Raw genomic sequence first — 19,533 nt, 5'->3', positions numbered from 1 at the left:
GTTATAACCACATTATACAAGGAGGAATATGAATGTCAATTAAAATTGCTCTTGCCGGTAACCCAAATTGTGGTAAGACGACTATGTTTAATGATTTAACTGGAAGTTCCCAGTATGTAGGAAACTGGCCAGGCGTTACTGTAGAGAAAAAAGAGGGTAAATTAAAGGGAAACAAAAATGTTATTATTCAGGATTTACCTGGAATATATTCTCTTTCACCGTATACCCTGGAAGAAGTTGTTTCAAGAAATTATCTGATTAATGAAAAGCCGGATTCTATTATAAATATTGTCGATGGTAGTAATATTGAAAGAAATTTGTATCTTACAACTCAACTTGCTGAAATTGGTGTTCCAGTTGTGATGGCTTTGAATATGATTGATATAGTTCGTAAAAATGGTGATACTATAGATACAAAAAAACTGGGAGAAATGCTTGGGTGTGAAGTTGTGGAAACTTCTGCATTAAAAGGTATAGGATCAAAAGACGTGGCTCAAAAAGCAATAGAACTTGCTCAATCAAAAGCTAATAAAATTTCAAATAATATTTTTTCTGATAGTGTAGAAAAAGCTATATCAAAGATTGAAAATATTATAAAGGAAAGTTCAAATGATTTAAATCTAAGGTGGTTTGCCATAAAATTGTTTGAACGTGATGAAAAAATCAATGAACAAATATCCCTTGATGGAAATATGAAAAGTGAAATTGAAGAGATAATCTCAGATTGTGAAAGCAAATTTGACGATGACGGTGAGAGCATTATAACCAATGAACGTTATGAGTATATAAGCAAGGTTATAAAACAAACTGTACATACGTCAAATAAAGTTAAAGTGTCAGTCTCTGATAAAGTTGATAGAATTGTAACTAATCGTATTTTAGCACTACCTATTTTTGTCGGTATTATGTTTTTAGTTTATTATTTTTCAATTTCTACAGTTGGAGGTTGGATGACTGATTGGGTAAATGATAATTTCTTTGGTGACTTTGTACCAAACAATGTTCAGTGGATATTAAATAGTATTGGAACTGCTGATTGGCTGAATTCTCTTATACTTGATGGTATTGTTGCTGGTGTAGGAGCTGTTCTAGGATTTGTTCCTCAAATGGCTATGTTATTTCTATGTTTGGCAATATTAGAAGATTGTGGTTATATGGCTCGTATTGCATTTATTATGGACAGACTATTTAGGAGATTTGGATTATCTGGTAAATCATTTATTCCTATACTTATTGGAACAGGTTGTGGTGTTCCTGGAATCATGGCAACTAGAACAATTGAAAATGAAAGAGATCGAAGAATGACCGTTATTGTAACTACTTTTATTCCATGTGGAGCAAAATTACCTATTATTGCTTTAATTGCTGGTGCATTGTTTAAAGGAGCGGCATGGGTAGCACCATCTGCATATTTTATTGGAATTGCTGCAATTATTATTTCAGGTATTATTTTAAAGAAAACCAAGCTATTTGTTGGAAAACCAGCTCCTTTTGTAATGGAACTTCCACCATATCACGTTCCAGGAGTTAAAGGTGTTTTAATTCACATGTGGGAACGTTCAAAGGCATTTATGAGAAAAGCAGGAACTGTTATATTACTTGCAACTGTAGTTATATGGTTCTTAAGTTCTTTCAGCTGGAGAATGCAAATGGTAGATATAGAGCAGTCAATGCTTGCTAGTATAGGAAGATTTATTGCACCTATATTTACTCCATTAGGTTGGGATAACTGGAGAGCTTCTGTTGCTTCAATAACTGGATTAGTTGCAAAGGAAAGTGTAGTTGGAACCTTTGGTGTACTTTATGGGTTCTCAAGTGTTGCAGACAATGGTGCAGAGGTATGGGGAAGACTTCAATCATCATTTACAATGCTTTCTGCATATTCATTCTTGATTTTCAATCTTCTGTGCGCTCCTTGCTTTGCTGCAATTGGTGCAGTACGAACTGAGATGAATTCAGGAAAATGGACATTGTTTTCTGTAGGTTATCAGACTGGATTTGCATATATAATTGCATTAATTGTATATGAGATAGGTTCATTGTTTACAGGAAAAACTTTCGGGGTTGGATCAGCGGTAGCTATTGCATTTATTTTATTACTGTTATATATGATATTCAGGAAACCTAGTAAAGTTGATGTTGAAGTTACTGATCCTGATATGAGGAGAAAAGAGGTGGTATAATGTCTACAGTTATAGTTGCAATAGTTGTATTTGGTATTGTGGGATTTTCAGGATATAGAACTTTTAAGTCACATAAAAATGGAGGTGGCTGCAGCTGCGGTTGCTCTGGCTGCAGCAAATCAGCTAATAGCTGCAAACATTAGTAGACTAACTTTATAATAATACTATACGATAAATGAGGAGATTATATTTTTAGATAGTCTCCTTATTTATTGATAAACATATTTATGTCAACAGACTTTTGATTTTTAAAATCCTACTATCTATTATGAAAAATTAACAAGTACAGCTTTTTAGATTTAAAAAATCTCCGTGGACTAGTTATATTTGTTTTTATTGAATTAAAAGAGTTTCTAAGCAATATCTGTTATATTAGTTCAAAATATGAATAGGATAGCGATTGATATTGCATATATTTTTAAATTTAATAAGTAGTTATCTTAAGTTATTTATTTACGATTAATGATTTTCAAATGTCAACCTATAAATTTAAATCAATAATTTACCCGTGACTTTTTAAAGTCTCGGGTTTTTTGAATAAGCTCAAATCTAATAATATAGATTGTAAATATATTAATTTTAATTTAAATTCTGAAAACTTGTTTAATAAAAACATTTGATGATATAATTTTAGTTAAATTTTATAATTTATTGGGAGATATATAAATATGCAAGATAAAAATAGAGTTAAAATATTAAAATGTTCAAAAGAAATAGTTGATACCTATGGATTAAAAAAATTAAGTATTGACAATATTGTAAAAAAGTGCAAAATAAGTAAGACAACATTTTACAATAGCTTTTCTTCAAAAAGAGAATTAATTCAAAATTTAGATAAAGAGATTGGTAATAAATTAGAGCATCAATCTATAAAAGATAAAATTATTTCAGTAGCGATTCAAGAATTATCAAAAAATACTTTTAATGAAATAAATATGGATTTTATAGCCCAGAAAATTGGAATAAATAGATCTTCTATATATAGATATTTTTCAAATAAAGAGGAATTACTTGAAGCAAGTATAATCAATGAAATGAAAAATAGAAAAACAAGATTAGGATCTATTAAATCCAAAAAGTATAATCCAATTTTATTTATAGAAAAATACATAGAATATTTTGATGTTTATGCAAATAATAAATATACTAATTTATTGTTTGCTACTATGATTTATTATTCTAAAAATAACTTAAATATAAAAAAATCATTTGACGAATTAAGAAAATATAGTGTTAAGTTATTAGCTGATAATTTTGAAGAAGGTAAAAAAATAGGGATATTTATAAAAAACTTTAATTCCTTTTCAACAGGTCAGATGCTATTTTCTGTAATGGCAGGTATGAATATTCACTGCCCAAAAAGATTTTCTATCATTGCACATGAATTTTTAAATATACTTTATGAAAAAATAAAAGTCAAATAAAAAATATAGTAATTGTATTGACAGCATTAGATTTTTGTATTAAAATGAGTACTAAATAAAACACACTGTTTTATTTAGTACAAAAATTAATATCTTAGCTGACTGACTAGAAAATCTAGAGGCCCGGTTTTATTTATTAAAGAATGGATATTTAATCTATTTCTTTTTATATAAATGAAGTTGGGCTTTTTATTGTTTTAAGAATTTGTTGACAAGTTATCTGATAGAACATTAACTTGGAATTTTCTATAGTTGCTTTGAGGTAAACAAAAGCACTAAAAAGCTTATTAACTTAGTAGAATATGGGGAGATGATACATATGCACAAAGAGAATTGTGACATGGAAATAAAGAAAGCATCAGAAAAAGACATATCATTAATACTTCAATTTAGAGATTCATTGTTTAGAGAAACTGGATTTTCAGATAATTTCTATATAGAAGATTTTAAAGAAGAAACTATGAAATTTTATAAAAAACAATATAACTTAGATAAGATGCAGCATTTTATTGTATATAATTCAGAAAGAGAACCAATTGGTGTTGCAGGCTCTTTATTAAAGGATGATTTCCCATATTTTCTATTCAAGCCTGGATTTTATGGATGGATAGTTGATGTTTACATTTTACCGAAATTTAGGAAAAGGGGTTTGGCATCCAAGCTTCTTGATCTGAATATAAAATGGATTAAATCGAAAGGGGCATCTGCAATACAATTACTAGCATTTAGTGAAGAAGCAATTAGAATATATAAACATGCTGGTTTTGAAAATGTAGATATAATGAAATTGGAAATATGATTTCTATTTTAAAATTTAAAAGAAGGGAAATACAAGTATGGAAGGAGATAAAAATACATTATACATGTGTTATGAACAGCACTATTTGAATCTGTAATGCAGCAATCGTGTTTATTTTTTGCTGCATCAATGCCAATATAAATCATAAGAACAGCTCCTTTATAGTATTCTTGATGTATATAAAACGTTATGCGTTATCTAACTAATTAACAGATAAGTATAAGATAAGTGGTTAGATCTTCAGTTTAAATAGTCAGGCTATAGGTGAAAACATTAATCCACGGCGTCTTATGATAATTATAGTAAAAATCTTTAAGAAAGGAAAAGTATAATGAATTTTTACTATACGTTCATTATACAAGGTAAATTTATGCATATAACATCAAATAAAAAAGCAAATTTTAATATTCTAAAATTTTTTACTATTGAAAAATTTATTACAATTATTACAATTGCTGCAATAATATTTATTTGGTATATAGTAACAAAATTACAATTACTACCTCAATCAATTCTTCCATCTCCCTATGATGTTATATTGGGTTTTAAGGAAGTTATTTTGCAGGGCTATAAAGGAAATACAATCTATAGACATTTTGGTGACAGCATGGTGAGGCTGTTATCAGCATTTGCACTGGCAGTTTTAAGTGCAATTCCGGTAGGATTGTTAAGTGGATATAGTAGTAAAATCAAAGCTGTTTTTGAACCTATAGTAAATTTTTTCAGACCACTTCCACCACTAGCCTATTATGCACTTTTGATAATGTGGTTGGGCATAGGAAATTCATCAAAAATTATGCTGCTTTATTTAGCTGCATTTCCACCTATATACATATCATGTGTATCAGGAGTTAAAGGGATTAGAGAAGATTATATTAATGGAGCCTATACTTTGGGAGCAAGCAGAATACAAACTTTTTTCCATGTAATACTCCCAACTTCTTTGCCATCTATATTTACGGGACTTAGAACATCGCTTGGATTTGCATATACAACATTGGTCGCTGCAGAAATGGTTGCTGCAGTATCAGGTATAGGTTGGATGGTTCTTGATGCTAGTAAATTCTTGAGAAGTGATATAATTTTTGTTGGTATCATAATAATGGGAGTTACAGGAATATTACTTGACAGGATACTAAAAATAATTGAAATAAACTTTATACCATGGGAAGGTAAGGAGTAAGTAAATATTTAAAGAAATAGGAGGGTGATTTTATGAAAAATATTAGAAAATTAATTTTATCAGGTATTTTAATAGGTAGCTTAATAGGCAGCTTATCAGGTTGTGGAAATAGTTCCAGTAAAACATCTAACAATATAAAAGACGGGGGAAAACCAGATATAGTGACTATTGGATATCAGCAGATTCCCAATGACGAATTACTGGCTAAATCGAAAAAATGGTATGAAAAAGAACTAGGTGCAAAGGTAAAATTTGTTCAGTTCGATTCTGGAAAAGATGTAAATACTGCTATGTCATCAAAGAGTTTGGATATTGCACTTTTAGGATCAACCCCGGCGTCTATAGGAATATCACAGAATCTCCCATATGAAGTGTTTTGGATTCATGATGTAATAGGAAAAAATGAAGCACTTGCAGCTAAAAATAAAGCCAATATTAATTCAATCAAAGATTTGAAAGGGAAAAAGGTTGCAGTACCTTTTGGTTCCACTGCTCACTATAGCTTGTTGAATGCATTAAAGGCAGAAAATGTTTCTGTAAATGATGTAACTGTTCTTGATATGCAGCCTCAGGATATTTATGCCGCATGGCAGCGTGGAGAGATAGATGCGGCATATGTCTGGGAACCAACACTAGCAAAATTAATAGGTTTGGATGGTAAAGAAATAGTCAATAGTGGAACATTGGCTCAAAGAGGTATTGTTACTGGAGATATTGGGATAGTCAATAAGGAATTTGCTAAGCAACATCCAGATATAGTAAAAAAATATGTAAAACTTCAAATTAAATCATATGATTATTTTAAAAACAATATTGATGATTCGGCTCAGTCTGTAGCAAAAGAAATTAATACAAGTAAAAAAGATAGCCAAAATCAAATGAGTGAGTTAATATGGTTGTCAGGTAAAGAAGAAATATCTGATAAATATTTGGGTACAAGTTCGAAGAAAGGTAATTTTGCAAAAACTCTTAAAGATACTGCTGATTTTTTGGTCGAACAAAAACAAATAAAGTCTGCTCCAGAATTATCGGAATTTGAAAAAGCTATTAATCCTGAATTTATAGAAAATGCATTGAAAAAATAATATGTATATGGTAATTCGGAGGCAAAATTTTATGAAAACTAGTAAAAAAAATAAGTATATTATTTCTTTGAAAAATGTAGACTTAACTTATAAATCTAATAATACAAAAGTTGATGCTATAAATGATATAAACATTGATATAAAAGAGGGGGAATTCATATGTATATTAGGACCATCAGGATGTGGAAAAAGTACTTTGATGAAAATTATGGCTGGATTTATGAATCCTTCAAGAGGGAAGGCTTTAGTGGATGGAAATAAAATAAATGGTGCTGATCATGATAGAGGAGTAGTTTTTCAACAGCCTGCACTATATCCATGGCTTAGTGTAGAGGATAATGTAAAATTTGGCTTAAGAATGAGGAGAATTCCTAAAAAAGAGGCTGAACAAAGGATAAACTTTTTTCTTGATAGAATTGGTTTAGATGAATTTAGAAAACTTAAACCATATGAATTGTCTGGAGGTATGAAACAACGTGTCGCTATAGCTCGTGTACTTGTTAACGATCCAAAGGTTTTGCTGATGGATGAACCTTTTGGTGCATTGGATGCACTTACGAGAGAGCAGATGCAAAATTTATTAAGGCATATATGGAATGAAAATAAAAAAACCGTTTTGTTTATTACTCATGATATTGATGAAGCATTGTATCTTGGCACAAAAGTTATAGTTATGTCTAAAAGACCTGGAAGAATAATTAAAGAATTTAATATCAAATTTACTAATTATGAAAATACCAAAAACCTAAGTGATATAAAGTATAGTGAGGAATTTAAAAATTTACATAATGATATACTCGATTTGATTACAGGCAGGTAAATTAAAATTAATACTAGAAAGAAGTGTAATAGAAATGTCAGCAAAAAGAAATGAATTAACACTAAAAGAGGTTATAGATAAATACAATGATGTGTCACCTTTTGTAATTATAAAAGCAGATGTTCAGAGAAGAAGTGTAATTTATACAGATAGAGCAATAAAAGCTGCTGATAAGAATGTACATCAGCTCCAGTCTAGAGGAATATTTTTTTCAATAGGTGAAAAAGAAGACTATTTTCCAGTATCTTTGTTACTCAGGGATGGTACTTCCATTATGACAGGCCCCCTTCCAACAGCTAAAAATCCATATGTTGTAGATTACATTGATGGCAAATTTTATATTACAGACAATGGAGAAATAGTAGAAGAAGTTGAATATTGGACAAAACCTGATTATTATGAAAAATTTACAAGTAGAGGAACTCCAATGTGGCATATTGCAACTTCAAGGCCTCAACGTATAGATATAGATCCGTATAGCTATTGTCATTTTTGGGATAATGGTAAAGGATGCAAGTATTGCAATATAGGATCAAATTTTAACAGGAACAAAATACAAAATAACAAACCAGCAAGATTAGATCCTCAAGATGTATATGAAACTGTAAAGGAGGCTTTGAAGGAACCGGGAAGACTGGAAAGTGTTTTTTTAACAGCAGGTTCAATACTGAGCGGAGATGAAATTTTTGATGATGAAGTTAACTTATATATAGATATACTTCAAGCTATAGGAGAAAATTTTAAGACTAAAAGATTTCCAAGTCAGATGATATCATCTGCATTTAATGAAAAACAGCTTCAAAAAATATATGAAAATACAGGTATTATGTCCTTTACTTCAGATATTGAAGTACTTGATGAAGAAAAATTTAAATGGATTTGCCCAGGTAAGGATAAATTGATAGGATATAAGGAATGGAAAAGAAGAATAATCGCAGCAGTGGATATATTCGGGAGAGGAAATGTGAATTCTGGAATTGTTGGAGGAGTTGAACTTGCTAAACCTTATGGATTTAAAGATGAAGATGAAGCCCTTAAATCAATATTAGAAGAAGCTGAAAAGTTTGCTGAAAAAGGAGTAAGTATAGTTCAATGTGTATGGACTCCATATCCTGGATCTGTATTTCAAAATCAGGAAAACCCTTCTCTTGAGTATTATGTGAAATTATCCAAATCTCTTGATGATATTAGAAGAAAATATGGTTTGAATATAGATATGGATAATTACAGAATATGTGGTAATCATCCAGATACTGATTTATCTAGAGTTATATAAGGGGGAATTAGAGTTGTCTATAAAATTAGAAAATAAAATTATAAAATTGATAAATGATGAAGATACAGTAAAGGTTTTATCTACTGTGGACAAAGATAATATACCACATTCTACATTTAAAAATTTTTTAAATGTAGATAATAATGGTAATATATTATATATGGAATTAATTGAATCATCTATGACAAATAGTAATATGGTAAATAGCATATGGTTTAAGAAAAAAGTATCAATAACTGTAAAATCAAAAGATAATGAGAGTTATCAAATAAAAGGTATTCCAGTAAAAGCTTATATAAGTGGACATATATTTAGAAAATATTACGAAATTATTAGAGAAAGAATTGAAGACGGGGATTTGTCTACTGTATGGATAATAGAACCTGAAGAAGTTAGAAATGAGACATATTCTTATAGAAAAAAATCAGAAGAAAAAAAACATCCACTTTTAATTCATCTGGATCGTTTAGCCAAGTAAGTTTATTGCATTTTGAAATATATTTTAATACTAGTTTTTATATAAATTTATTATAAAAAGTTTTATACAGGTATTGTATTATAATATGGATAATGTTTTACTAATATAAATAATTTAATAGTTGTTACTCTTATCAAGAGTGGTGGAGGGATTGGCCATTTGAAACCCGACAACCTGCATTTATTTTATATGTATCGGTGTCAATTCCTACAGAGTAAATATTATATTCTGGAAGATAAGAAATGTAGTTGTTTTATAAAGTATGTGTTAATAAAAGCTATTTTTCTTATATAGAGAAATAGCTTTTCTATTTATAATACTATATAGTAAGCTTTTTGATTAAAATAATAAAATGGAGGAATTTAATATGAATGATATACAAAGTAGATTTTTAGATATAATGAATTATAATTTTCCCAAACAACAAAATGACGAAGCTTTTGCAATTTGCCCAAAAACATTTTATTTATGACTAAGTGATTTTAAGATTAAATCTATGGCACAACTATATGCAATGGCCTATGAAAAAGCAAAATTTAAAGTTCAAAATAAGTTTTAGTAGTTTTTATAATAATAAAATGGTATAATAAGTTTAATTACTAAAATGTTATATATAATTGATTGACTAGAAAAACTAGAGGTCAAATTTTACTTATAAGAAATTTGCTAATTTCTATAAGGTAAAGTTTGACCTTTTTATTTTTCTATTCTGCTGATAGTATATGTTTAAGAAAAATATTAAAAAACTAAAGAGCATAGAAAGGTGATTGTATGAGTGTAGAAAGCGTAATAAAATATTTTTCTGATAGAAATATAGAAAGTCCTGTTTTTAAATTGAATAATAGTGGTGCTACAGTAGAGCAAGCAGCGGAAACTATACATACTCAGCCAAAGTATATAGCTAAAACACTAGCTTTTAAATTAAAAAACGAGGATATACTGATAGTTGTAAGAGGAGATTTTAAAGTTAGTAATAGAAAATTTAAAGATTTTTTTGGAGTTAAAGCCAGGATGGTTGATAGTGATAAAGTCTTAAATGAAATAGGACATCCAATAGGTGGGTTATGTCCTTTTGGCTTGCAAAATGAAGTAAAAGTATATATAGATGTTTCTATAAAAGATTTTGAATATGTGTATCCTGCTGCAGGCTCAAAAGACTATGCACTTAAAATTCCCCCTAAACAAATACAGGAATTAGTTAATGCAAAATGGATAGATGTCTGTAAAAATTCACAATAAAAGGTATGTTCACTATGATGGATAGTTATAAATTATTTAAAAGTTTAAATAATGATAGAAAGAAAATATTTAATTTAATACAGAAGAATGGTGCTATGACTAAAAATGAAATCCTTAATAGGACAGGCATGAAATTAACTACATTAAATCGTATTATGAATCCAATTGAAAAAGATGGGATTATAGTTCAGAAGTGTATAGGAGAGTCTACAGGTGGTAGAAGACCAATATTATATGACGTAAATGTTTGTGGGTTTTATATTATAGGAATAGATATTTCTAAAATGTATGTACAAGTTTCTATAGTTAATTTGAGAATGGAAATTTTTTATAAAAAAATCTCCAGTATTGATATTTCAAATTCTGTTGATTATCTAATAGATAGAATACAAAATATTATAAATAATGCTTATGTAGAATTAAGACTTGATATGCTTAAACTTATTGGAATAGGTGTTGCAATTGAAACAGGTTTGTGGAGTAATGTTTCTGTAAAAAAAATGCTTGAGAAGCGTTTAAATTGCAATATAATAATTGAAAATGGTGCAAATTCAGCAGCTATTGCAGAACATCTTTATGGTTCGGGAAGGCAATTTAATAATTTAGCCTATTTTGATTGTGGTCCAAGAATAAGAGAGGGTACAATTTTGCATGGACAAATTGTAAGAAGTGTAAATGACAGTGAATATGTTTTTGAAAATATGCTTTCCTTAAAAAAGGAAAGTATGAATTTAAAGAGAATATTTATTGATATCCAAAAAAATGAAACTTTATCTAAAAGTATCATACTGAACTTTGCAAATGTTTTTGCCAAAAGTATAAAGCTGTATGCTGATTTATTGGATTTGAAATGTGTTATATTAAATGGTCCTTTGGCTAATTTGGATTTGTTTTACAAAATTTGTGTGGATTATATTAATAGAGAAATTGTTCTGAAAAGAGGAGGATATTTTAAAGAAAATGCAATTTCCATAGGAACTGCAGCATTGGTAATTGAAAGTTGTATTAAAAATTAGATGTAATTTTCATAAGAATAGAAATAATTTTAAAATTATGTATTGACAAAATATTTTAAAAGTTATAATATAAATACAAGCTAAATATAAAGTAGTTAAATATAATTCTTATCGAGAGAGGCAGAGGGACTGGCCCTATGAAGCCCGGCAACCTAAATGTATATATACATTTAATGGTGCTAATTCCAGCAGGAATAACCTGAAAGATGAGAGACGAGAGGATATAACTTCCTATGGTTTCTCCATAGGAAGCTTTTTATTGTTAATTTAATATTTTATTTGATTGACTAGAAAACTAGAGGTCAAGTTTCATTTATATAAATTTTTAATGAATGAAATTTGATCTTTTTATTATTCCATAAAATATAAATTAAGAAAGGGGAGTATGTAAATGATAAAATTATCTATAATTATATAAAAATCAACTTAAAAATTATGCGCTTTTTACTAAAATAGAAAAAAGTACTATTTTTTAAACAGTAATGTCAGAATATATTTAAATAAACGAATATACTATATATTAAAAATATTAGAATAAATAATTTTATTGTGAAAGGAAAATTACTATGAGTAAGAAGACAAAACATATAGCTATTTATGGAAAAGGAGGTATAGGAAAGTCTACAACTACATCTAATATAAGTGCTGCTCTTGCTGAATCAGGATATAAAGTAATACAGATTGGATGTGATCCTAAGAGTGATTCTACCAATACATTAAGAGGAGGAAATTATCTACCAACAGTTTTGGACAGTTTAAGAGAAAGCAATAATGTTAAATTGAAAGATATTTCTGAAGAAGGGTTTGGAGGAGTTTTATGTATTGAAGCAGGTGGACCTGTTCCAGGGGTTGGTTGTGCAGGTAGAGGAATTAATGCAGCAGTTTCTGTTCTTCAAGAACTAGACTTGTTTGAAAAATATAAAGCAGATTATGTATTGTATGATGTTTTAGGAGATGTTGTATGTGGAGGTTTTGCAGTTCCTATAAGAGATGGTATTACAGATAGAGCATATGTTGTAACTTCATCAGATTTTATGGCAATCTATGCTGCTAATAATCTCTTTAAAGCTATAAACAAATATGCTCCAACTGGAGGTGCAAAACTTGGAGGAATAATCGGAAATGGTTTGAGTGCAAATTATTCTAAATCAATAGTTGATGATTTTGCTAAAAAGACAGGTACTAAAGTAGCAGGATATGTTCCAAGATCACTAATAGTATCTCAAAGTGAATTATATGGAAAAACTGTAATTGAAGCTAATCCAAAATCTGAACATGCCAATATATATAGAAATCTAGCAAAATTTATAGCAGAAGATGAAGATTTAAGTGTACCTAATCCATTGAGTGTGAATGAGCTTAGAGACTGGGCCAGAGAATGGGGTGATAAAATATATAAATTTGATTCTAGAATTGTAGAAGGTCCAGCATCTATTTAGAAAAGTTTTTATATTTAACAGAATCTATTTTAAACGTAAAGGAGGTGGATAAAAATGAGTAGGGAATAGTATTTGTATTTGCAACAAACGAAACACCATAATATATTCCTCTTCCATAAGCCATGATAAAATTGAAAGAGACATAACAGACAAAGTTATAAGAGTAACAGTACTTGACAAATTGATAGATTTTAATACGAAGTATCTTGTCAATTTAACGGAAAAATTTGTAAAAGGAGGACTTTAAGCTGATTCAGGACTTACAGGAAGAAAGATAATAGTTGATACCTATGGAGGATATGGAAGTGGAGCATTTTCAGGGAAAGATCCAACCAAGGTTGACAGATCAGGGGCTTATGCAGCAAGATGGGTGGCAAAGAATCTTGTGGCAGCAGGTATATGAAAAAAGTTTAATCAATAAATGAGGAGAATTAGAATGAGTTATTTAACTGAATTACAATGTGCTAAATGTGGAAAAATATATTCAGCAGATCTTCCAATTAATTTGTGTGAATGTGGAGGACCGTTGTTGGCTAGATATGATTTAAAAACTATAAGGAAGAAAATCAATAAACAAACATTTAAAAGCCGTAAAAAAGGTTTATGGAGATTTAAAGAACTGTTACCTATTTCAGAAGAATCTAATATTGTTACACTTGGTGAAGGTGACACCCCTATATTAAAAGCAAATAAAATAGGCAAAAAATTAGGAATTGAAAATCTATATATAAAAGATGAAGGGTTAAATCCAACAGGAACGTTTAAAGCAAGAGGTGCTTCAGTAGGGGTATCTAAAGCAAAGGAACTTGCAATTAAAACAATAGCTATGCCAACAGCAGGTAATGCTGGAGGAGCATGGTCGGCTTATTGTGCTAAAGCGGGTATTGAATTAGTAGTAGCAATGCCCAAAGATGCTCCAGAATTAGCCGAAAAAGAAAGTTTTATTTATGGATCCAAAACATATTTAGTTGATGGATTAATATCCGATGCTGGAAAAATAATTGCTAATGGTGTGAAAAAGTATAATTGGTTTGATGCAGCTACATTGAAAGAGCCATATAGAATTGAAGGTAAAAAAACTATGGGGATTGAGATTGCAGAATACTTTAACTGGGAGATTCCTGATGCTATACTTTATCCTACAGGTGGTGGTGTGGGGATAATTGGTATTTTTAAAGCGTTAAAAGAATTAAGAAAATTAGGTTGGATTGGAGAAAAATTACCTAAATTGATTTCTGTACAATCAGAAGGCTGCAATCCTATAGTGGAGGCATTTGAAAATGGAACTGAATATTCAAAATTTTATAAAAATGCAAGTACTATAGCTGGGGGGATACGAGTACCTAAAGCACTGGGAGACTTTTTAGTACTAAGAGCTATACGAGAAACCAATGGTACAGCTATACAGGTAAAAGATTCAGAAATACTGGAATCGTTAGATTTGATAGCTAAAACTGAAGGATTGTTTATTTGTCCTGAAGGAGCTACGCTTGTCGCTGCTTTGTCCAAATTAATTGATAATGGTTTTATAAAACAAAATGAAAAAGTAGTTTTGTTAAATACAGGTACAGGAATAAAATATCCTTCATTAATTGATTTTGATTTGCCAATATTAAAAATAAATGAAAGCATATAAGTAAAATTTTAGGAGGACAAGTATTATGAAAAAAATAAGTAGCATTATATCATTATTTGCATTAATTATTTTTCTCATAACTGGTTGTGGAAATACGAATAAAAGTGGAACATTAAATAATCAAAAACAAGCAAAGCCAAAGGAAATAAATATTGGATATCAACCTGGACTAAATCATGCTTTATTAATTGTAGCTAAACAAAAAGGATGGTTTAAGGATGAATTTCAAAAAGATGGAATTACCGTAAAGTTTCAGAGCTTTGTATCAGGACCTCCGATGATTGAGGCGTTTGCTGGTAATAGACTAGATATTGGACAAGTTGGCGACCAACCAGCTATTCAAGCAAGAGCCAATAATATTGATATTAAGGCAATAGCATTATATGGATCAGGCTATTTAAGTGGATTGCTTGTGCCAAATGGATCTAGTATAAAATCCGTAAAAGATTTAAAAGGTAAAAAAGTAGGTGTTACTATTGGTTCCACGGGACATATACTTTTGATAAAACTATTGGAATCAGCTGGATTAACTACTAAGAATATAAATGTCATTAATTTGCAACCACCAGATATTAAAACTTCATTGGCTTCTAAAAATGTAGATGCAGCAGTTACTTGGGAACCTTTTGTTTCAAATACTGAGATAGATGGGACTGCACATCAGATAGCAGACGGTAAAAATTTGAGACTTGATACCAATTTAATAATTGCGAGAAATTCTTTTGCTCAAAGATATCCTGATATAGTGAAACGTATATTAAAAGTTTATGAAAAATCACAAAAATGGGTTCAAAGTAATCCTGATGAGGCTAAAAATATAGTAGCACAAGATATTAAAATGCAAAAAAATGTATTGGACAAAGCATTTCCAAAAGAAAATTTTGATATAAAATTCACAGATACTGTTACTAAGTCTCTTATAGATACAGAGACTATTTTAAGGAAAAATAAGACCATAAGGAAAGATGTAGATATTAATGATCTTATAGATAAGAGCTATTTAAATGGTATAGGTATAAATTAAGAATTGACTTTATGTAAGTTAGGAGATGATTGTAATAAATGATTTGAAAATTATTTCTAAGATACCCACTGCAGAAGAATTCATTTATATAAGAAAAGAAACTGGTTGGGATACATATGATGTCAAAGCAGCTGAAATAAGTTTAAAGAATTCACTTTTTAGTATTTGTGCATATTATAATGAAAAATTGATTGGCTATGGAAGAATAGTTGGTGATGGAGGAATGTACTTTTATATTCAGAATTTGATTGTACTTCCTGAATTCCAAAGAAAAGGTATAGGTAAGCTTATAATGACTGAACTGATGAATTATATAGATAACAATTGCTCAAAAGGATCTTTTATAGGATTAATGGCCAGTAGAGGCAAGGAAAATTTTTATAAAAAATTTAATTTTATAATAAGACCTAAAGGAAAATATGGATCAGGTATGTTTATGCTAAAGCATTAAATTTAGAATATATTAAAAATGTGAATTAAAAAGGAGATTTTATAAATGAGTACTATAAATGATATAAAAAAAAGGCTTCATAATGAAGTAAAAATAAAAAATGAGGCTACAGTTGAGGGAATTGCTGTTGATCCTAAAATATTTGCTTATCTTGATTTAGAAAAAAAATATCAAAAGCAGGTTCATAATCTGTTTGAATATGATCATCATCCACATGTAGGAATTGAGTTCCCTACAGGATTTAATACGCCAGGTGGATTAAAGATACCTTTCAGGTGGGATAATGCATCAAAATATGAGATTAAATATGAAAATGATAAATATTATCTTACCAAAAATGATAATGAAATATTTCCTATAGAATTTTTGAATCATCCTAAATATTATGATTACAAGACTTCAGATGGCATGTATATGTCAAATGTAGCAACTTATAATAGAGAAGGTGCTCTTTTTGTAGCATATAGTAATGAGTGTGCTTTAAAGGATAAAGGATTGGATTGCTTGTTTTGTAATATAAATGCTACAAAAGACACTTATGCGGAAGCTGAAGGAATAGAATGGAAATATCCTAAGCAGATTGCTGAAACAGCAGTAGCAGCTTATAAAAATGGTGCAAAACATATTACTATAAGTGGAGGGTTTGTACCAGAAAGAAGAGAAGTAGATTATTATATTGATGTAGCAGAAACAATTAAAGAATATACTGGCCTTGAAGATTTTAATGGTACGGGTGTCATAGGAGCTCCAATTGATCTTGAAGTAATTGATAAATATAAAGAAGCTGGGTATAGAACTATTGGTATGAATATAGAAATCTGGGATAAAAATATTTATAAGGCTATTTGCCCAGGTAAAGTAGAGCAGTGTGGCGGATGGGAGCATTGGGTAAAAGCATTGGAATATGCAGCTAAAGTATTTGGATATGGTAGAGTAAGGTCAAATATAGTTGGTGGAATTGAACCTAAAAAATCTACTCTAGAAGGAGTTGAATACCTTGCATCTAAAGGAGTAATATGCGGTGTGGCAGCATGGTGTCCAAATCCAGGTTCACAGCTTGAAGGCCACCGTACTCCTGAGCCTGAATGGCACTTGGATATGGCATATAAAGTATATAATATATTCAGAAAAGCTGGATTTACTTATGACCAATTATATGATTGTACTGCAGCACCTACAACAATATGCCATGATTTGTATAAAATTGAAGATGAACTATTGCCGGTATTTAAAAAACACGAAGTGTAGAATAAATTAAAAGATATTTCTTATGATCAGATATATTTAAGTTTATAAAATATACTAGAAAGAAGGCTGTAATAATGAAAAAAAATTTATGGAACAAGATTTTGATTGGAATTTTAACAATTTCTTTAACTACAGTTATTGCGTGCTCAAATAAACAAAGCAATGATAATAAATCAACTAAAAGTGGTAAGCAAAATATAGTTATAAAATATGGATATCAACCAGGACATACTCAAATTATAGTAGCACAAGATAAAGGATGGCTTAAAGATGAATTTGAAAAAGATGGTATAACATTTCAACTTCAAAAATTTTCTTCAGGTCCACCAATGATTGAAGCAATGACTGGACAAAAGTTAGATTTTGGGCAAGTTGGTGATCAACCAGCCATTCAGGCAAGAGCAAATAATGTTGATATTAAAGCTATAGCAGCATATGGAACAAGTGAAAAAGCAGATGCATTAGTTGCAACAAAGAAATCTGGAATAAATAAAATTTCTGATATAAAAGGTAAAAAAGTGGGAGTCCCTATTGGTTCTGTAGCACAGCAGCTTCTATATATATATTTAAAATCAGTTGGTTTAAAACCTAGCGATATTCAACAGGTAAATCTTCAACCTGCAGATATAAGGTCAAGCTTATTATCTAACAATATTGATGCAGCAGTTATTTGGGAACCTGTTGTTACACAAACTGTAAGTACTGGTACAGTAAAACAGGTAGCCGATGGTACAGGATACAAAAAAGAAGTTGATGTAATTATTGCTCAAAATTCATTCTTGAAACAACATCCTGATATAGTAGTGAGGCTATTAAAAGTTTTAAACAAGACAGCGAAATGGATAGATGCTAATCCAGAGGAAACTATAAAAATAATTTCTAAAGATACTGGAGTAAAACAAGATGTTTTAAAGCCAGGATTTGATAAAACTTCACATAATCTTAATATTACTGATGAAGGGATACAATCAGTGAAAGCTACAGCTAGGTTTTTGCGAGAAAACAAAGTTATAAGAAAAGATGTAAATATTGATGATTTAATAGATTTAAATTATGCAAAAAAAGCCGGTATACAATAAAATCAATTTTAAAAATGAATTTTCAAAACAAGTCGATGTTAAAAATTTACTATATTAGCTCAATATACATACCGTAAGTATCTCTCTGATTCTCTAATGCCTTGGAAGAGGACACAGTTGTAATAGTCCTTCTTCCTTTATATAAAAAATTCTTCTATTGAATATTATTTATTCTTAAATTATCTTAATATAAAATACGGATAAATAAATTAGTGAAATAATTATAATATAAATTTAGTAATAAAAGGAGGGTTATTATGTTAATGACAAAAAAATTAAAATCTAAAAACATAAAAAAAAGTAGAAATAGAATAAATATAATTTCAAATTATATTTTAATGTTTTTAACTCCAGTATTTATTATAGTAATATGGCAAATTTATAGCAGCAAAGGATTGATTAATGTATCTGTATTGCCATCGCCTAGTATTATTTTTAGTACCATATTAGATTTGATTAAAAGTGGTGATTTATTTAGAGATTTAGGAATAAGTTTATTAAGGGTAATAAAAGGATATGCATTTGGTTGCATACTTGGTATAACATTGGGAACATTGTTAGGCTTAAGTAAAAAATTGGATAAGGCATTAGTTATTTTAATAGGGGTCTTAAGACCTATACCAGTAATTGCATGGGTACCTGTACTGATACTATGGTTGGGAATAGGAGAAACATCTAAAGTTATAGTTATATGCATAGGTACATTCTGGCCTGTACTACTTAATACAATTCATGGAATTAAAAGTGTTAATAAAAAGTACTTGGAAGTTGGAAACATACTTGAGAAAAGAAGATTAATAATTTTGACAAAAATTATATTTCCCTCGGCACTTCCGGAAATATTTACAGGATTGAGAATAGGAATAGGAAGTGCATGGATGAGTGTAGTTGGAGCTGAACTTATAGCGGCATCTTCTGGTATAGGTTACTTAATTTCTTATGCCAGAGAGTTGTCTCAGCCGGATGTAATGCTTGTTGGAGTATTTTCAATAGGTATTATAGGACTTTTAATTGATACTTTGATAAAAATAGTTGAAAGAAGAGTTTTAAAATGGAATGTTAATTCACAGGATTAATCAGAATCCTTATTTTAGTTTACAAATAAAAAATTGGAAGTAAATGTTTTATTAACCTTATTATACAAGGAGGTATC

18 protein-coding genes, 1 pseudogene and 2 riboswitches are annotated in these 19,533 nt (G+C 29.5%); all 19 genes and pseudogenes read left to right on the top strand.

The annotated features are described in order from the left end of the window. Positions 1–32 precede the first annotated feature (32 nt). Complete coding sequence (feoB, locus tag J418_RS0107735) at positions 33–2,183, top strand: ferrous iron transport protein B (protein WP_017895283.1); 2,151 nt, start codon at positions 33–35, stop codon at positions 2,181–2,183. Then, positions 2,183–2,326: a FeoB-associated Cys-rich membrane protein gene (locus J418_RS16100; RefSeq protein ID WP_017751547.1), complete on the top strand. Its 144-nt coding sequence runs from the start codon at positions 2,183–2,185 to the stop codon at positions 2,324–2,326. Before feoB ends, J418_RS16100 begins: the two co-directional genes overlap by 1 nt. Positions 2,327–2,851: 525 nt before the next feature. After that, positions 2,852–3,607, top strand: a complete 756-nt coding sequence (locus J418_RS0107725) for a TetR/AcrR family transcriptional regulator (protein WP_017751548.1) — start codon at positions 2,852–2,854, stop codon at positions 3,605–3,607. A 319-nt stretch (positions 3,608–3,926) separates the two neighbouring features. Beyond that, positions 3,927–4,406: a GNAT family N-acetyltransferase gene (locus tag J418_RS0107720; protein ID WP_017751549.1), complete on the top strand. Its 480-nt coding sequence runs from the start codon at positions 3,927–3,929 to the stop codon at positions 4,404–4,406. Positions 4,407–4,965: 559 nt separating this feature from the next. Then, complete coding sequence (locus tag J418_RS0107715; RefSeq protein WP_235807011.1) at positions 4,966–5,589, top strand: ABC transporter permease; 624 nt, start codon at positions 4,966–4,968, stop codon at positions 5,587–5,589. A 32-nt stretch (positions 5,590–5,621) separates the two neighbouring features. After that, entirely contained in the window at positions 5,622–6,674 is a 1,053-nt protein-coding gene (locus J418_RS0107710) for a taurine ABC transporter substrate-binding protein (protein WP_017751551.1), read from the top strand. 31 nt (positions 6,675–6,705) lie between these two features. After that, positions 6,706–7,494, top strand: a complete 789-nt coding sequence (locus tag J418_RS0107705) for an ABC transporter ATP-binding protein (protein ID WP_017751552.1) — start codon at positions 6,706–6,708, stop codon at positions 7,492–7,494. Between the two features lie 34 nt (positions 7,495–7,528). Next, positions 7,529–8,770 carry a radical SAM protein gene (locus J418_RS0107700; RefSeq protein ID WP_017895281.1) on the top strand — a complete coding sequence of 414 codons (1,242 nt, stop codon included), beginning with the start codon at positions 7,529–7,531 and terminating at the stop codon, positions 8,768–8,770. A gap of 13 nt (positions 8,771–8,783) precedes the next feature. Then, positions 8,784–9,248 (top strand): hypothetical protein, encoded by a 465-nt coding sequence (locus tag J418_RS0107695; protein ID WP_017895280.1) that lies wholly within the window; start codon positions 8,784–8,786, stop codon positions 9,246–9,248. Positions 9,249–9,375: 127 nt separating this feature from the next. After that, a riboswitch (SAM riboswitch) is annotated at positions 9,376–9,490 on the top strand. A 529-nt stretch (positions 9,491–10,019) separates the two neighbouring features. Further along, positions 10,020–10,487, top strand: coding sequence for a YbaK/EbsC family protein (locus J418_RS0107685; protein WP_017895278.1), 468 nt, complete (start codon positions 10,020–10,022; stop codon positions 10,485–10,487). A 14-nt stretch (positions 10,488–10,501) separates the two neighbouring features. Next, complete coding sequence (locus tag J418_RS0107680; RefSeq protein ID WP_017895277.1) at positions 10,502–11,503, top strand: ROK family transcriptional regulator; 1,002 nt, start codon at positions 10,502–10,504, stop codon at positions 11,501–11,503. Positions 11,504–11,608: 105 nt separating this feature from the next. Beyond that, positions 11,609–11,716: riboswitch (SAM riboswitch) on the top strand. 353 nt (positions 11,717–12,069) lie between these two features. Further along, on the top strand, positions 12,070–12,942 hold the full coding sequence (locus tag J418_RS0107675) for a nucleotide-binding protein (protein ID WP_017895276.1): 873 nt from the start codon (positions 12,070–12,072) through the stop codon (positions 12,940–12,942). Between the two features lie 103 nt (positions 12,943–13,045). Next, a pseudogene (locus J418_RS16785) lies at positions 13,046–13,342 on the top strand (methionine adenosyltransferase domain-containing protein); the annotation flags it as partial. A 36-nt stretch (positions 13,343–13,378) separates the two neighbouring features. Continuing rightward, positions 13,379–14,578, top strand: coding sequence for a threonine synthase (locus J418_RS0107665; RefSeq protein ID WP_017895274.1), 1,200 nt, complete (start codon positions 13,379–13,381; stop codon positions 14,576–14,578). Between the two features lie 25 nt (positions 14,579–14,603). After that, positions 14,604–15,602, top strand: a complete 999-nt coding sequence (locus tag J418_RS0107660) for an ABC transporter substrate-binding protein (protein WP_017895273.1) — start codon at positions 14,604–14,606, stop codon at positions 15,600–15,602. 25 nt (positions 15,603–15,627) lie between these two features. Next, a complete protein-coding gene (locus J418_RS0107655) occupies positions 15,628–16,053 on the top strand; it encodes a GNAT family N-acetyltransferase (RefSeq protein ID WP_017751561.1) in 426 nt (141 codons plus the stop codon). Between the two features lie 45 nt (positions 16,054–16,098). Beyond that, entirely contained in the window at positions 16,099–17,301 is a 1,203-nt protein-coding gene (locus J418_RS0107650; protein WP_017751562.1) for a radical SAM protein, read from the top strand. 74 nt (positions 17,302–17,375) lie between these two features. After that, positions 17,376–18,380 carry an ABC transporter substrate-binding protein gene (locus J418_RS0107645; protein ID WP_017751563.1) on the top strand — a complete coding sequence of 335 codons (1,005 nt, stop codon included), beginning with the start codon at positions 17,376–17,378 and terminating at the stop codon, positions 18,378–18,380. A gap of 257 nt (positions 18,381–18,637) precedes the next feature. Further along, positions 18,638–19,456, top strand: coding sequence for an ABC transporter permease (locus tag J418_RS0107640; protein ID WP_017751564.1), 819 nt, complete (start codon positions 18,638–18,640; stop codon positions 19,454–19,456). The last annotated feature ends 77 nt before the right edge of the window (positions 19,457–19,533 follow it).

Origin of the sequence: Clostridium tyrobutyricum DSM 2637 = ATCC 25755 = JCM 11008, from assembly GCF_000359585.1 — a bacterium.
GTDB classification, from domain to species: domain Bacteria; phylum Bacillota; class Clostridia; order Clostridiales; family Clostridiaceae; genus Clostridium_B; species Clostridium_B tyrobutyricum.
Note: the sequence above shows the minus strand (reverse complement) of the source record. Positions and strands in the feature narration are given on the sequence as shown.

Bases quoted from the DNA above. Each gene is read 5' to 3' on its own strand.
- feoB (WP_017895283.1), top strand. From the start codon at position 33: ATGTCAATTAAAATTGCTCTTGCCGGTAACCCAAATTGTGGTAAGACG.
- J418_RS16100 (WP_017751547.1), top strand. From the start codon at position 2,183: ATGTCTACAGTTATAGTTGCAATAGTTGTATTTGGTATTGTGGGATTT.
- J418_RS0107725 (WP_017751548.1), top strand. From the start codon at position 2,852: ATGCAAGATAAAAATAGAGTTAAAATATTAAAATGTTCAAAAGAAATA.
- J418_RS0107720 (WP_017751549.1), top strand. From the start codon at position 3,927: ATGCACAAAGAGAATTGTGACATGGAAATAAAGAAAGCATCAGAAAAA.
- J418_RS0107710 (WP_017751551.1), top strand. From the start codon at position 5,622: ATGAAAAATATTAGAAAATTAATTTTATCAGGTATTTTAATAGGTAGC.
- J418_RS0107705 (WP_017751552.1), top strand. From the start codon at position 6,706: ATGAAAACTAGTAAAAAAAATAAGTATATTATTTCTTTGAAAAATGTA.
- J418_RS0107700 (WP_017895281.1), top strand. From the start codon at position 7,529: ATGTCAGCAAAAAGAAATGAATTAACACTAAAAGAGGTTATAGATAAA.
- J418_RS0107685 (WP_017895278.1), top strand. From the start codon at position 10,020: ATGAGTGTAGAAAGCGTAATAAAATATTTTTCTGATAGAAATATAGAA.
- J418_RS0107680 (WP_017895277.1), top strand. From the start codon at position 10,502: ATGATGGATAGTTATAAATTATTTAAAAGTTTAAATAATGATAGAAAG.
- J418_RS0107675 (WP_017895276.1), top strand. From the start codon at position 12,070: ATGAGTAAGAAGACAAAACATATAGCTATTTATGGAAAAGGAGGTATA.
- J418_RS0107665 (WP_017895274.1), top strand. From the start codon at position 13,379: ATGAGTTATTTAACTGAATTACAATGTGCTAAATGTGGAAAAATATAT.
- J418_RS0107660 (WP_017895273.1), top strand. From the start codon at position 14,604: ATGAAAAAAATAAGTAGCATTATATCATTATTTGCATTAATTATTTTT.
- J418_RS0107655 (WP_017751561.1), top strand. From the start codon at position 15,628: ATGATTGTAATAAATGATTTGAAAATTATTTCTAAGATACCCACTGCA.
- J418_RS0107650 (WP_017751562.1), top strand. From the start codon at position 16,099: ATGAGTACTATAAATGATATAAAAAAAAGGCTTCATAATGAAGTAAAA.
- J418_RS0107645 (WP_017751563.1), top strand. From the start codon at position 17,376: ATGAAAAAAAATTTATGGAACAAGATTTTGATTGGAATTTTAACAATT.
- J418_RS0107640 (WP_017751564.1), top strand. From the start codon at position 18,638: ATGTTAATGACAAAAAAATTAAAATCTAAAAACATAAAAAAAAGTAGA.